Here is a 12,014-nt window from a genome sequence, read left to right on the forward strand (position 1 = left end):
TCAGCAGCCTGAGGCGGCGAACGCCACCTGGGTATCGCGCGGATGATGCACGGGCCGATGCAGCCCGTGTGCGTCGCAAAGCTACCGGAATGTGCCGGGCAGGGCAAACCCATGCTCGGCCTCGCACTGGCACTTCGCCACATTTATAGGCATGCTAGCCCGCTTGCACGCTGCCCGCGTTCTCTCCTTACCGCTCAGTCGTTGTCAGTAGCAGGTCCACCAGACGTGTCGATGCCCCCCACACCGCCTTCATCGTCGCCGGGAGAAGCGCAACCCAGACGTCGCGAGCCATTGCGACGAGCCCTGATCGTGCTGGTGCTGGCCATGCTCGGTCTGCTCGCCTGGCAGCTACTGCAGGAGCATCAACAGCTTCTGGACAACCAGCGCCGTCTGAGTCAGCACTACGCCAGCCAACTCGCCCTCCACCTGAACCAGAACATGCGCCTCAAGGCTCGTTCGGCCCAGGCCATTGTGCAAGGTGATGCGCAACCGCTCAGTGCAGGACAGCTCAACGCTCTGCATAGCCTGTTCCCTTCGCTGAGCGCCGTGGTTCAGCTCGATGCCGAAGGTCAGCAACTCGATACCGAGGCGCCAGCGCGCAGCGACCTGCCGTTCATCCGCAGCCTGCAACTACGCAGCGGCAAGGCGCCTTACCATTACAGCCTCAACCCCTACGACAGCCAGATGCTCTACCTGCTGCTACGCCAGCCAGACGCTAGCATCAGCGTGCTGTGCCTGAGCAGCAGCGCGGTGAGCCAATGGCTCGGCGAAACCGGCCAGAGCGATAACGACTGGCTGCTGGAAGATATCGCCAGCCGGCGCGTACTGGCCCGCGCCAAGACCTTCGCAGCGGCCCCGCCGCTGCTGTCTCAGGTAACCGCTCAGGAACATGCCAGCAGCCTGCAGTTCTTTCCCCTGGAGGGCAGCGACTGGCAACTGCGCACCCTGTTCGATTCCGCGCAGATCAGCCGCCAGCTCATGCCGATCCTCGCCGGCAAGCTCCTGCTGTTCGGCCTGCTGGCCCTGCTGACGCTGATCGCCCTGCATGGCCTGCAGCGTGAGCGGCGCAGCCTGCAGCGCCTCAATGCCGAGTCACGGCGCTCGCTACGCCAGGCTGCCAGCGCGCTGGCAGCGGTCGAAGAGTGCATCCTGGTGACCCAGACCGATGGCACGTTGAACTATCTCAACCCCAAGGCCGAACAGGTCTTCGACCTGGACAACAAGGCCGCCGGCACTACCCATCTGCTGGATCTGCTGCCCGATCTCGCCCCCCTGCTGCTGATCGGCTCGCAACAGGCCTGCAACATGGCCGCCGAACTGGTGCGCCTGGAAACCCCCGGCCGCGTGCGTCTGTTCGCCGTGACCCGCAACGACATCAGCGACGGCTCCCGGCTGGGCGGCTTCGTCTGGGTGCTGCGTGACGTCACCGATGAACAGCAGGCCATGCGCGTGCTGCAGGAAACCCGGCGGCGCTATCAGGATATCTTCGAGGGCACCGGGGTCGCCCTGTGCGTACTCGACCTGTCGGAGCTGCGCAGCTTCCTCCTGCAACAGCGCATACGCGACAGCGCCGGCTTGCAACGCTGGCTGGCCGCCAACCCGGAGCATCACGCGCAACTGCTGCAGAACCTGCACATCACCGAAGCCAACCAGGTGGCACTCAACCTGCTGGGCGCCAACACCACCGAGCAGGCGTGGCAGCAGCTCTTCGAGAGCGCCGCGATGGGCGCCGATGACCTGCCTTTCAGGCTGGCCGTGGCCATAGCCGAAGGCCCCAATCTGGTTGAGCTGGAAACCCAGCTCGTCACCCGCCAGGGCCTCAAGCGTCACGTCTGGCTGGTGCTGCGCCTACCCGAGATGATCCAGGACTACCAGGCGGTAACCCTGAGCATCAGCGACATCACCAGCCGCAAGCGCATCGAGTTGTCGCTGATCGAACGCGAGCGTTTCTGGTCCGAGGTGGTGCGTTCGGTGCCCGACCTGCTCTACGTGCATGACCTGCAGAACAAACGCGTGCTGTTCAGCAACCACAGCCTGGGACTCAAGCTGGGCTACAGCAGCGATGAACTCAAGGCCATGGACGATGACTTCTGGGTGGAGGTGCTGCACCCCGACGACAGCGACTATTACTGGCGCATCCGCAACCTGCAGAAGGTGGTGGGCGACGGCATGTTGCTCGAATCCGTGCTGCGCTGGCGTCACCGCAATGGCCAATGGCGCTGGTTCAGCATTCGCGAACAGGCCCTGGCGCGCGACGAGCATGGCCGGGTCAGCCGCCTGATCGGCGTGGCCAAGGACATCACCGAACAGATCGAACAGAACCAGTCGCTGCGTGACAGCGAACAGCGCTATCGCCTGCTGGCCGAAAGCATCAGCGACGTGATCTTCTCCACCGACAGCAGCCTCAAGCTCAACTACGTCAGCCCCTCGGTGGAACCGGTGCTGGGCTACACGGTGAACTGGATGATGAGCCACGGCCTGCAGCGCCTGGCGGCCAACCCGCAGCAGCTCAAGGGCCTGAACCTGCTGCTGGAACGCATCCGCGATGCGCTGGACGAACGCTCACGCCTCGACCGCCTGCGCGAGGAACTGCCCGATCAGCTCTTCGTCTTCGACTGCCTGCGCGCCGACGACCACAAGATCCCCGTGGAACTGCGCGTGGTGCTGATGTGGGACGAGAATGGCCGCTTCGAGGGGCTGCTCGGCGTGGGCCGGGACATCAGCCAGCAACGCCGCGCGGAAAAGGATCTGCGCATGGCCGCCACCGTGTTCGAGCACTCCAGTGCGGCGATCCTGGTCACTGATCCGGCAGGCTACATCGTGCAGGTCAACAAGGCCTTCAGCCGCATCAGTGGCTACTCCGCCGGCCAGGTGCTGGATCAGCTACCGAGCATGCTCACCGCCGACCGTCAGCAGGCTTCCCACGTGCAGTACATCCTCGGCCAGCTCAACCAGCGCGGTAGCTGGGAGGGCGAGGTGTGGCTCAAGCGCCGCGTCGGCGAGAACTTCCCGGCCTGGGTCGGCATCACCGCCGTGCAGGATGAAGAAGGCGATCTGGTCAGCTACGTGTGCTTCTTCAGCGACATCAGCGAGCGCAAGGCCAGCGAGCAACGCATCCACCGCCTGGCCTACTACGACGCCCTGACCCACCTGCCCAACCGCACCCTGTTCCAGGATCGCCTGCACAGCGCCCTGCAGCACGCCGAGCGCAATGACGATTGGGTGGTGCTGATGTTCCTCGACCTCGACCGCTTCAAGCCGATCAACGACTCCCTCGGCCATGCCGCTGGCGACCGCATGCTCAAGGACGTGGCCGTACGCCTGTCGGCCTGCGTCAACGGCGACGACACCGTGGCGCGCATGGGGGGTGACGAGTTCACCCTGCTGCTGCAGCCACAGAACAGCCGCGAAGGGGCGCTGACGCGCGCCATCCACGTCGCCGAACAGATTCTCTCCAGCCTGGCGCGCCCCTTCGTGCTCGAAGGTCGCGAGTTCTTCGTCACCGCCAGCATCGGCATCGCCCTCGCTCCCCAGGATGGCGACGAGCTGAGCCAACTGATGAAGAACGCCGACACCGCCATGTACCACGCCAAGGAACGTGGCAAGAACAACTTCCAGTTCTACCAGGCGGAAATGAACGCCAGCGCGCTGGAACGCCTGGAACTGGAAAGCGACCTGCGCCATGCCCAGGAGCAGGGCCAGTTCGTGCTGCACTACCAACCGCAGTTCTCCGGCGATGGCCAGCGCCTCACCGGCGTCGAATCCCTGCTGCGTTGGGATCACCCGACCCGAGGCCTGGTGCCGCCCGACCAGTTCATTCCCGTGCTGGAAGAACTCGGCCTGGTGGTGCAGGTCGGCGAGTGGGTGCTGGAGGAGGCCTGTCGCCAGCTCAAGCGCTGGCACGAAGAGAAGATTCGCATCCCCAAGGTCTCGGTCAACCTCTCCGCGCGTCAGTTCGCCGAAGGCGATCTGGCCAACCGCATCGCCGCCATCATCGACGCCATCGGCATTCCACCCGCGTGCCTGGAAGTGGAACTGACCGAGAGCATCCTGATGCGCGACGTGGCCAGCGCCATGCAGACCCTCAATGACCTCAAGCGCCTGGGCCTGTGCATCGCGGTGGACGACTTCGGCACCGGCTACTCGTCACTGAACTACCTCAAGCAGTTCCCCATCGATGTGCTGAAGATCGACCGCAGCTTCGTCGACGGTCTGCCCGATGGCGAACAGGACGCCCAGATTGCCCGTGCCATTATCGCCATGGCCCACAGCCTGAACATGATGGTGATTGCCGAAGGCGTGGAGAGCCAGGCGCAACTGGACTTCCTCCGCGAACACGGCTGCGACGAGGTGCAGGGCTTCCTGCTGGGACGGCCGACAGCGGCCGCCGAGCTCGGCGAGCAGCTCAGCGGCAGGACGCTGTTCATGCTGGACTAAGGCTGCAGGCGTTTCGCCCTGGGCTTTTACTTGAAGTTTGCAGCTTGAGGCTTGTAGCTGCTTTTAAGCTGCTCTTGAGCCGCTTTCGTCCGTCTCATGACCGACCTTCATATGCCTTTTTGCGACCCTTGCGGTAGAATCCGCCCCCTCTCTCATTCGCCTAGCTGATTTTCAGGGGACCGCCATGTTCAGCCGTGATTTGACCCTCGCTCGTTTTGACGCCGAACTCTTTGCCGCGATGGAGCAAGAAGCTCAGCGCCAGGAAGAGCACATCGAGCTGATCGCCTCGGAAAACTACACCAGCCCGGCGGTGATGGAAGCCCAGGGCAGCGTACTGACCAACAAGTACGCCGAAGGCTATCCGGGCAAGCGTTACTATGGTGGTTGCGAGTACGTCGACGTGGTCGAGCAACTCGCCATCGACCGCGCCAAGGAGCTGTTCGGCGCCGACTACGCCAACGTCCAGCCGCACTCCGGCAGCCAGGCCAACAGCGCCGTGTACATGGCCCTGCTCAACGCCGGCGACACCGTGCTGGGCATGAGTCTGGCCCACGGCGGCCACCTGACCCACGGCGCCAGCGTCAGCTTCTCCGGCAAGATCTACAACGCCGTGCAGTACGGCATCAACGACCAGGGCCTGATCGATTACGACGAAGTCGAGCGCCTGGCCGTGGAACACAAGCCGAAAATGATCATCGCCGGCTTCAGCGCCTACTCGCAGGTGCTGGATTTCCCGCGTTTCCGCGCTATCGCCGACAAGGTTGGCGCCTATCTGTTCGTCGACATGGCGCATGTGGCAGGCCTGGTCGCCGCCGGCCTGTACCCGAACCCGGTGCCGTTCGCCGACGTGGTTACCACCACCACCCACAAGACCCTGCGCGGCCCGCGCGGCGGCCTGATCCTGGCGCGCAAGAACGAAGAGCTGGAGAAGAAGTTCAACTCCGCAGTATTCCCGGGTGGCCAGGGTGGCCCGCTGGAGCACGTCATCGCCGCCAAGGCCGTGTGCTTCAAGGAAGCCCTGCAGCCGGAGTTCAAGGCCTACCAGGCCCAGGTGATCAAGAACGCCCAGAGCATGGCCCAGGTGTTCATCGACAACGGCTTTGAGGTGGTGTCCGGCGGCACCCAGAACCACCTGTTCCTGCTCTCGCTGATCAAGCAGGACATCACCGGCAAGGACGCCGACGCTGCCCTCGGCCGCGCCTTCATCACCGTGAACAAGAACAGCGTACCGAACGACCCGCGCTCGCCGTTCGTCACCTCCGGCCTACGCATCGGCACCCCGGCCGTGACCACTCGCGGCTTCAAGGAAGACGAGTGCCGCCAGCTCGCTGGCTGGATCTGCGAAGTGCTGGCCAACATCGGCAACGACGAAGTCGAAGGCCGCGTGCGTGAGCAGGTCAAGGCGCTGTGCGCGAAGTTCCCGGTCTACGGCAACTGAGGCTGCATCTAAACGAAAGAAGCCCGCCAAATTGGCGGGCTTCTTTTTGCCTGGGATTTGCCTCAGGCCGGTTGTTTCACATAGCGCGCCAGTTGCGCGTCGCGGCTCATCACATCCAGGGTGGCGGCCAGCACCTGCTCGCTGGTGGCGTCGGCCTGGCTGAAGATGGTGCCGAAGTTGTCATGAGTCACCTTGGCGAAATGCGCGCGATCCTTGGCCTCCACACCCAGCAGGGTGGCATAGGCATCCAGCGCCTCGCCCTGGCCCATGGCCATGTCTTCGGCGATGGAGTCGAGCATGCCGTTCATCGCCAGCATGGAGCGGCCGTTGTAGCCCAGCGCGCCGCTGGTATCGCAGCCGTTGGTGCCGGAGGTCATGCCGAAGGTGGCATTACCCGAGGTGCCATTGGTGGTGGTGGCCAGGAAGTGCGGAGCCATGCCACGCTGGCCCTCGAACAACATGTTGCCCCAACCGCAGCCATTGCCCCCTGCCGCATCGGCGAAGGCACCGACGCTGGCCATGCTCAGCACACCAAAGATCAAACCCTTGCTCAGAAGTCGCTTGTCCATATTGTCGCTCCGCAATATCGAGTAATAAAAACCGCACCAACAGCTTTGGCGAGACTTGCCCAACTGTCAAACAATTGAAAGAACTACTCGCGGCCTTGTGCACGAATTCACAACGTGTTCGGCAGCCTTGACTATAGTTGTGAGAAATCTGAATCGGAGTTCCAGCATGAGCGATACAGCCAACGAGCGTCGGCGCTTCCAGCGCATCGCTTTCGACGCCCCCACTGTCCTCGCGCAGGGCGATCGGCGTTGGGAGGTGGTGCTGCACGACCTGTCGCTGAAAGGCCTGCTGGTGGAAGAACCCGCAGGCTGGGACGGCGATCCGGAGCAGGGCTTCGAGGCATCGCTGCAACTGAGCGACGGCACGCCGGTGAAGATGCAGGTCGCGCTGACCCGCACCCAACCCGGTTTTCTCGGTTTCGTCTGCCACCATATCGACCTGGAGTCGATCAGCCACCTGCGCCGCCTGGTAGAACTCAACCTTGGAGACGAAGAGCTGCTGGAGCGCGAACTGGCGGCACTTGGCAGCAAGGCCTGAAGCGGCTCGGTTCAGCCAGGCTGGGTCAGTTCGGCGAAGCCCTGGCGAATCTCCTGCTCCGGCAAGTCGTCCCCGATGAACACCAGCACGCTTTCGCGTGGCTCGTCCACGCCCCATTCGCTGCCCCAGTCGAAGCTGTACAAGCGCAGCACGCCCTGGAACACCAGGCGTTGCGGCTCTCCCGCCACAGCCAGCACCCCCTTGTAGCGCAGCAGCGCATTGCCGAAGCGCCCCAGCAAGCCTTCGATGAAGGCGCTGAGGCGCTGCGCATCGATGGCTTCGGCGCTTTCCAGCACCAGGGTCTGGATACGATCCGGCTTGTTCGCCACAGGCGCCAGCGGCCGCAGCATCAAGCCGCGCGTCGGCCTGGGCTCGAAGTCGAAGCCACGCAGGTCGAGCAAGGTAGCGAGCTCGATGCGGCCATGCTCGACCGCCTGGATCGACGCACGCCGGTTGATCCGTTGCAAACGCGCCCGCAGCGCCTCGACGCTGCCAGCAACGGCCAGATCGGTCTTGCTCAGCAGGATGAGATCGGCAAAGCCGACCTGTGCCTGGGCGATGGTTTCGCTCAGGTGGCGCTCGGCGTTGACGGCATCGACCAGGGTGACGATGCCATCGAGCCGATAGCGTTCACTCAGCTCCGGTGTGGACAAGAAGGTCTGCGCCACGGGCGCGGGGTCGGCCAGGCCGGTGCACTCGATCACCAGGCGCTCGAAGGCCAGCTCACCCTTGTCGAGCTTCTCCAGCAGCAGCAACAAGGCCTTCTCCAGTTCGCCAAGGATCGAGCAGCACAGGCAGCCGTTGGCCAGGGTGACCAGCTTCACCGGGTCGTCACCGAGCAACTGCCCATCGATGGGCGCGGTGCTGAATTCATTCTCGATCACCGCCAGGCGCAGCCCATGCTCGGCCTTGAGCATATGGCGCAGCAGAGTGGTCTTGCCGGCCCCGAGAAAGCCAGTGAGCACGGTGACGGGAATGGCGGCAGGTGACATGCGGTGAATCCTCGCGGGGGCGTCAAGATTGAAGGTGACGCGCATTTTAGGGAGGGGAATGCTTGGTTGATACCGGATTGGCAATACGGTGTTGGTTGTTTTTGTGCCTGTTCCGCATTGCCGCGTTTTTGTTGATGTCTTTGGTTTCGCCCTCCCGGGCGAGTCACTTTTGACGGGCAAAAGTAACCAAAACCCTCCGCCCGATCATCCGGCCCTGGCTGCGCCAGGGTTCGTTCGCTCCATCGCCGCTCCAGAGGCCCGCCACGGTGGGCCATCCATGGCCCATCGTGGCTCTCGCGACATCCATGTCGCTCAACCTCTTCCACGACGATTCCGCTCACCCTCCTGGGCGGGCTCTGCACACGCCTGAACCTGCGGTAACCCAGAAGTAGTGCGCAGTGCTTGAACATGAGGTCAGCCGTAGGGCTGACCGGGATGCCGGCTGAAAGCCGGCGAGATGAAACTACGCGAATGAAAGTATTGGTTTAACTCGGTAGCCACATCGCTACTTCATAGCTACCAGAACACACTGCGCATACCCTGAAATGCCGGTTCGCTCAGGCGCGCGAAAGTCCCCCTTCAGGAGGGTGAGTGGAATCGTTGCGCAGAGGGGCGAGCGGCATGGATGCCGCGAGAGGCGTAATGGGCCAGGGATGGCCCATGTACGCCGACCCTAGGAGCGACGATGGAGCGAACGAACCCCGGCGCAGCCGGGGCCGGATGGCGGGGGTGCGTTTCTTTTGCTTACTTTTCTTTGCGCAGTTCAAAGAAAAGTGAGTCGCCCGAGGGGGCGAAACCCGGAATATCTGAAGACACCCAAAGCGGCGTCCAAAACACCAAGCAAGCCACCACCCAACACACAAACTTGCCAATCCGGTATCAAGACCGACTTTACACCGACACCTTGACCCACGGGCTGACCACCGTGAAGGAAGCCACAAGGATTGCGGGTTCAGACAGCGTCCGTCCGAACCCTGGGGATGCCACCCTACCCCGCTGCTTGCAAGCCTACCTCAGTGAGCGCGGCAGGCTGCCTCGGCGGCCTGGCGACGCTGCCGGCGCGCCGCGATACGCTGCCGCTCACGTTGCGCGTCATCGCGTGGCTGCACGGCCTGGGCGTCGAAGTTGAAGGCACGAGAGAAGAAGTCGAAGAACAGGAACATGATGGTGTCTCCTCGTTTGGATACGCCTTCATGCTGCGCGTCGATAGCTTGCTACTCATTGATCCCGGTCAATTTTCACCAGAGCCGGTTCGCGACAGAACGCCGCATACCTGAATCGCGGCTAACAGGCAGAAACGTAGCCCGGATGAAATCCGGGAAGGACTGCGCCACAAAAGCCCCCGGCTTGCAGCCGAGCCACATCACTCGAACAAGGCATCCAGCGCCTGTTCCAGGCGCGTCACGGCGATGATCTGCAGGCCGGGCGGGGCTTCCTTGGGGGCATTGCCCTTGGGCACGATGGCGCGCTTGAAACCGTGCTTGGCCGCCTCCTTGAGGCGCTCCTGGCCACTGGGCACCGGACGGATCTCGCCAGACAGGCCGATCTCGCCGAACACCAGCAGATCGTGCTGCAAGGGGCGGTTGCGCAGGCTGGAGATCACCGCCGCCATCAGCGCCAGGTCGGAGGCCGTCTCCAGCACCTTGACCCCACCGACCACGTTGAGGAATACGTCCTGGTCATAGGTGGGGATGCCACCATGGCGGTGCAGCACGGCCAAAAGCATGGCCAGGCGGTTCTGATCCAGACCCAGGGTGACCCGCCGGGGGTTGCCCAGGTGACTGGTATCGACCAGCGCCTGCACCTCCACCAGCATCGGTCGCGAGCCCTCCCAGGTGGCCATCACCACGCTGCCGGGCACTGCCTCCTGGGCGCGCGTGAGGAAGATCGCCGAAGGGTTGGAGACTTCCTTGAGGCCCTTGTCGGTCATGCCGAACACACCCAGTTCGTTGACCGCGCCGAAACGGTTCTTCACCGCTCGCAGCAGGCGCAGGCGGCCGTCGGACTCACCCTCGAAATACAGCACGGTGTCGACCATGTGCTCCAGCACGCGCGGCCCGGCCAGCGCACCTTCCTTGGTGACGTGGCCGACGAGGAAGATCGCCGTGCCACTCTGCTTGGCGAAGCGCACCAGCAGCGCCGCACTCTCGCGCACCTGGGCCACGCCGCCAGGGGCCGATTGCAGTTGTTCGGTGAAGATGGTCTGGATCGAGTCGATCACCATGACCTTGGGCTTTTCCTGGCGCGCGGTGGCGATGATCGACTCGATGCAGGTCTCGGTCATCACCTTGAGCTTGTCCTGCGGCAGATCCAGCCGCCGTGCGCGCATGGCCACCTGCTGCTGCGATTCTTCGCCGGTGACGTACAGCGCCGGCAAGCGTTGGGCGACGTTGCACAGGGTCTGCAGCAGAATGGTCGACTTACCGATGCCGGGATCGCCACCGATCAGCACCACCGAGCCATCCACCAGACCGCCGCCGAGCACCCGATCCAGCTCGCTGGAGGCGGTGGAAAAACGCGGAATTTCCTCGACACTGACCTCGGCCAGGGTCTTGATGTTGGCTTTGTCCCCCGCCCAGCCGGTACGCCCGCTGGGCGCGGCGCCCTCGACCAAGGTTTCCACCAGGGTGTTCCAGGTTCCACACTCGCCACACTGCCCCGCCCATTTGGGGAAGGTGGCGCCGCACTCGGTGCAGCCGTACATGCGTTTTGCCTTGGCCATTGCGGAAGTCGTCCTGCCTGCTGAGCGAAGGCTGGAACGATACCGAACAACTGGATAAATTTACAGACCACGACCTTGACCAAGGACTGCCATGCAGATCGAACTGCTGCCGACCCGCGCCGAACAGGCGCCCCTGATCCGCAACCTGTACCAGTTCTATAGCTATGACAGCTCGGACTGGGAAGAGGAGGATGTCGAGGCGGACGGCCGCTTCTACATCCACGAGGAACATCTGCTGCGCTACTGGCAGGAGCCCGGCTGGAGCGCCAGCCTGATCCTGGCCGACGGTTTCATTGCCGGCTTCGTGCTGATCGAGCGCAGCGAACTGCCGGGCATCGATGCGCCGGAGTTCGCCGATCTGTTCGTGCTCAAGCGCTACCGCCGCCTGGGCATTGGCCGCGCCGTGGTACAGAGCGTGATGGGCGATGGCAGCCCCTGGCTGCTGCGCTTCTACCGCCAGGACGAAATGGCCCTGGCCTTCTGGCAGCAACTGTTCAGCGAATTACCCAGGCCACCCCGGGCAATCTGGACGGAGGATGAGGCACAGGGGTTGCTCAGCTACCTGGTAAACCCGCCCGTGCATTGATGCCGGGCGCCGCGCACTAAGCGAGTCTGGCGCTCAGCCCTTGCAACCATTGCCACAGCCGCAGCATTGACCATTGGCCCGTTTGAGCTGCCGCGCCAGATCGTCCTTGAGCGCTACGCGATTGAGCTTGAGCGCCTGCAACGATAGGTCGTCGAGCGGCTCGATGCCGTCCTCGACGCGGCAGATGCGCTTGTCCAGCGCTTCATACTCGTCGGCCTGACGGGCGAACTGGCTATCCTCCTGGCGCAGCCGGTGCAAGGTTTCGCGCAGCTCGGGGAAATCATGAACCAGCGGGTGATGTTCGATATGCATGGCCAGGCTCCTGTAGAAAGGGTGCCACCAGCTTAGCCGCGGCCCTGCCCGGCCCTGTTGACGCCGATCAAGCTCAGCTCGCCTTGGCCAGCAACTGGGCGATTTCGTCCTTGAGCGCCACGCGCTGCAGCTTGAGCCCTTGCAGCACCAGATCATCGACCGCAGCACGGCCGTCCTCGATCTCGTAGATGCGCTTATCCAGTGCCTCGTACTCGCTAGCCAGCCGGGCGAAATGACCGTCGTTCTGCAACAACCAGCGCAGCATCTCGCTCTGCTGGGGGAACTCACGGGACAATGAGTGATGTTCGAGCGCCATGGAAACCTCCGAATGCAGTGATCCCCTTCAGCCTAGCCGATGCCATGGGACCTGCCGCTGCCAGCAGGGCAAATGAACGGCGCCGCCTGACGGACGTCGAAACA

Annotated in this window: 10 protein-coding genes; 4 read left to right on the plus strand and 6 right to left on the minus strand. The window is 63.5% G+C overall.

Annotated features, from left to right (window positions below; genetic code table 11):
- Positions 1-324 precede the first annotated feature (324 nt).
- Both PVE35_RS21475 and glyA read left to right on the plus strand, forming a co-directional pair.
- Entirely contained in the window at positions 325-4,437 is a 4,113-nt protein-coding gene (locus PVE35_RS21475; RefSeq protein WP_268184388.1) for an EAL domain-containing protein, read from the plus strand.
- 184 nt (positions 4,438-4,621) lie between these two features.
- Positions 4,622-5,875: a serine hydroxymethyltransferase gene (glyA, locus tag PVE35_RS21480; RefSeq protein ID WP_268179110.1), complete on the plus strand. Its 1,254-nt coding sequence runs from the start codon at positions 4,622-4,624 to the stop codon at positions 5,873-5,875.
- Between the two features lie 62 nt (positions 5,876-5,937).
- Here the strand turns inward: glyA and PVE35_RS21485 are convergent, their stop codons facing one another.
- Positions 5,938-6,444, minus strand: coding sequence for a DUF3015 domain-containing protein (locus tag PVE35_RS21485; RefSeq protein WP_277372927.1), 507 nt, complete (start codon positions 6,442-6,444; stop codon positions 5,938-5,940).
- Between the two features lie 166 nt (positions 6,445-6,610).
- On the opposite strand from PVE35_RS21485, the gene PVE35_RS21490 reads away from it, so the two are divergent.
- On the plus strand, positions 6,611-6,982 hold the full coding sequence (locus tag PVE35_RS21490) for a PilZ domain-containing protein (RefSeq protein ID WP_268179112.1): 372 nt from the start codon (positions 6,611-6,613) through the stop codon (positions 6,980-6,982).
- Positions 6,983-6,993: 11 nt separating this feature from the next.
- On the opposite strand, the gene yjiA is transcribed toward PVE35_RS21490, so the two are convergent.
- From yjiA to radA, 3 genes are all read right to left on the minus strand, one after another.
- Positions 6,994-7,974 (minus strand): GTPase, encoded by a 981-nt coding sequence (yjiA, locus tag PVE35_RS21495; RefSeq protein ID WP_277372928.1) that lies wholly within the window; start codon positions 7,972-7,974, stop codon positions 6,994-6,996.
- Between the two features lie 1,013 nt (positions 7,975-8,987).
- On the minus strand, positions 8,988-9,137 hold the full coding sequence (locus PVE35_RS21500; RefSeq protein ID WP_268179114.1) for a hypothetical protein: 150 nt from the start codon (positions 9,135-9,137) through the stop codon (positions 8,988-8,990).
- 200 nt (positions 9,138-9,337) lie between these two features.
- Entirely contained in the window at positions 9,338-10,696 is a 1,359-nt protein-coding gene (gene radA / locus PVE35_RS21505) for a DNA repair protein RadA (protein WP_277372929.1), read from the minus strand.
- A gap of 91 nt (positions 10,697-10,787) precedes the next feature.
- Between radA and PVE35_RS21510 the strand changes: the two genes are divergently transcribed.
- Entirely contained in the window at positions 10,788-11,282 is a 495-nt protein-coding gene (locus tag PVE35_RS21510; protein WP_268179116.1) for a GNAT family N-acetyltransferase, read from the plus strand.
- A 33-nt stretch (positions 11,283-11,315) separates the two neighbouring features.
- Here PVE35_RS21510 and PVE35_RS21515 read toward each other — a convergent pair whose 3' ends face one another.
- Positions 11,316-11,594 (minus strand): DUF465 domain-containing protein, encoded by a 279-nt coding sequence (locus PVE35_RS21515; RefSeq protein WP_277372930.1) that lies wholly within the window; start codon positions 11,592-11,594, stop codon positions 11,316-11,318.
- A 73-nt stretch (positions 11,595-11,667) separates the two neighbouring features.
- A complete protein-coding gene (locus PVE35_RS21520) occupies positions 11,668-11,910 on the minus strand; it encodes a YdcH family protein (protein ID WP_268179118.1) in 243 nt (80 codons plus the stop codon).
- Positions 11,911-12,014: the final 104 nt, after the last annotated feature.

The organism is Pseudomonas sp. AA-38 (assembly GCF_029457475.1).
Classification (GTDB): Bacteria; Pseudomonadota; Gammaproteobacteria; order Pseudomonadales; family Pseudomonadaceae; genus Aquipseudomonas.

Bases quoted from the DNA above. Each gene is read 5' to 3' on its own strand.
- radA (WP_277372929.1), bottom strand. From the start codon at position 10,696: ATGGCCAAGGCAAAACGCATGTACGGCTGCACCGAGTGCGGCGCCACC.
- PVE35_RS21520 (WP_268179118.1), bottom strand. From the start codon at position 11,910: ATGGCGCTCGAACATCACTCATTGTCCCGTGAGTTCCCCCAGCAGAGC.
- PVE35_RS21490 (WP_268179112.1), top strand. From the start codon at position 6,611: ATGAGCGATACAGCCAACGAGCGTCGGCGCTTCCAGCGCATCGCTTTC.
- PVE35_RS21475 (WP_268184388.1), top strand. From the start codon at position 325: ATGCTCGGTCTGCTCGCCTGGCAGCTACTGCAGGAGCATCAACAGCTT.
- PVE35_RS21485 (WP_277372927.1), bottom strand. From the start codon at position 6,444: ATGGACAAGCGACTTCTGAGCAAGGGTTTGATCTTTGGTGTGCTGAGC.
- PVE35_RS21515 (WP_277372930.1), bottom strand. From the start codon at position 11,594: ATGCATATCGAACATCACCCGCTGGTTCATGATTTCCCCGAGCTGCGC.
- PVE35_RS21500 (WP_268179114.1), bottom strand. From the start codon at position 9,137: ATGTTCCTGTTCTTCGACTTCTTCTCTCGTGCCTTCAACTTCGACGCC.
- yjiA (WP_277372928.1), bottom strand. From the start codon at position 7,974: ATGTCACCTGCCGCCATTCCCGTCACCGTGCTCACTGGCTTTCTCGGG.
- PVE35_RS21510 (WP_268179116.1), top strand. From the start codon at position 10,788: ATGCAGATCGAACTGCTGCCGACCCGCGCCGAACAGGCGCCCCTGATC.
- glyA (WP_268179110.1), top strand. From the start codon at position 4,622: ATGTTCAGCCGTGATTTGACCCTCGCTCGTTTTGACGCCGAACTCTTT.